General features: G+C 61.9%; 1 protein-coding gene and 1 pseudogene. Both read left to right on the top strand.

Annotated features, from left to right (window positions below; all coding sequences use genetic code 11):
- Positions 1-771 (top strand): flagellin (locus tag IVA96_RS07835; RefSeq protein WP_253075126.1); only part of this gene is annotated, 771 nt, incomplete at its 5' end.
- A gap of 323 nt (positions 772-1,094) precedes the next feature.
- Positions 1,095-1,668 (top strand): annotated as a pseudogene (locus tag IVA96_RS07830) (flagellin); the annotation flags it as partial.

Here is a 1,668-nt window from a genome sequence, read left to right as displayed (position 1 = left end):
AACGGCGGTACGGCGGTCAACGTCACCTTCGGCGACGGCACCAACGGAACGGTCAAGACCCTCGATCAACTCAACACCGCGCTTCAGGCCAACAACCTGTCTGCCACGATCGACGCCAACGGCCTGCTGACGATCTCGACCACCAACGACTACGCGTCCTCGACGCTTGGCTCGACGACTGCGGGTGGTGCGATCGGCGGAACGCTGACCTCGTCGCTGACGTTCTCGACGGCTTCCACCCCGGTCGCGGACACCGTTGCCCAGACGGCCCGTGCCAATCTGGTCAATCAGTACAACAACATCCTGAACCAGATCGACTCGACCGCGCAGGACTCCTCGTTCAACGGTGTCAACCTGCTCAACGGCGATCAGCTCAAGCTGGTGTTCGACGAGACCGCCAAGTCGAGCTTGAGCATCACCGGCGTGACCTACAACTCCAAGGGTCTGGGCCTCGCCGCGCTGACCAGCGGTGTCGACTTCATCGACAACGCTGCCACCAACAAGGTGCTGACCAACCTGAACAACGCGTCGAGCACGCTGCGTTCGGAGGCTTCCGCGCTCGGTTCGAACCTGACGATCGTGCAGGTGCGTCAGGACTTCAACAAGAACCTGATCAACGTGCTGCAGACCGGTTCGTCCAACCTGACCCTGGCCGACACCAACGTCGAGGCAGCGAACAGCCAGGCACTGTCGACCCGCCAGTCGATCGCGGTCTCCGCGCTGTCGCTGGCCAACCAGTCGCAGCAGAGCGTGCTCCAACTGCTCCGCTAACAAGCGGAAGACATCCCAAGCAAGATCTGGCGGCGGGGCTTCGGCCCCGCCGCTTTCCTTTTTGCGTCAACGTTTGCAGCCCCTTGGATGACGCTCGAAAAGTAACCCGCGGTTATGGTTAATGGAGCGTAAGGGTGGAAAATCGCCAACAAATTCAGTCGGGCTTCCGGTCCTGCCGGCGCTCACCGCGGTTCTTATGGTGAACCGGCGCTTAGGTCGGCGCGTCTCGTTTCACCCTTTGTTAGCCATGTCGCGGCACGCTGTTCCCGTCACTCGATCCGAAGCGATCGAACGAAGACGCGTAAACCAGAAGGGTAAGAGTTATGTCCGGTATTGTTCTCTCTGCGTCGGTTCGTCAGAACCTGCTCTCTCTCCAGTCCACCGCCGATCTGCTCGCCACCACACAGAACCGTCTGTCGACCGGCAAGAGCGTCAACTCGGCTCTCGACAATCCCACCAACTTCTTCACGGCACAGTCGCTCGACAACCGCGCCAGCGACATCAACAATCTGCTCGACGGCATCGCCAACGGCGTGCAGGTGCTGCAGGCTGCCAACACCGGCCTGACCTCGCTGCAGAAGCTGATCGACAGCGCCAAGTCGATCGCCAATCAGGCGCTGCAGACCACCGTCGGCTATTCTTCGAAGTCCAGCGTCTCCACCACGATCTCGGGTGCGACGGCTGCCGACCTGCGCGGTACGACGAGCTTTGCCAGCGCAGTCGCGAACAGCAACGTGCTCTATAGTGGCGCTGCAGGTGGCGTCACCGCGGCGACTTCGGGCGCCACGCTGGGCGGCATTCAGGGCACGAATACGGGAACCGTCATCAACGCTGCGACCACTGGTGCGAGCCTGCTGAACGGCACAGCGACCGCTGGCGACGCCAACGCCGGCGTTG

It is taken from the genome of Bradyrhizobium sp. 159 (assembly GCF_023073795.1).
Lineage (GTDB): Bacteria > Pseudomonadota > Alphaproteobacteria > Rhizobiales > Xanthobacteraceae > Bradyrhizobium.
Note: the sequence above shows the minus strand (reverse complement) of the source record. Positions and strands in the feature narration are given on the sequence as shown.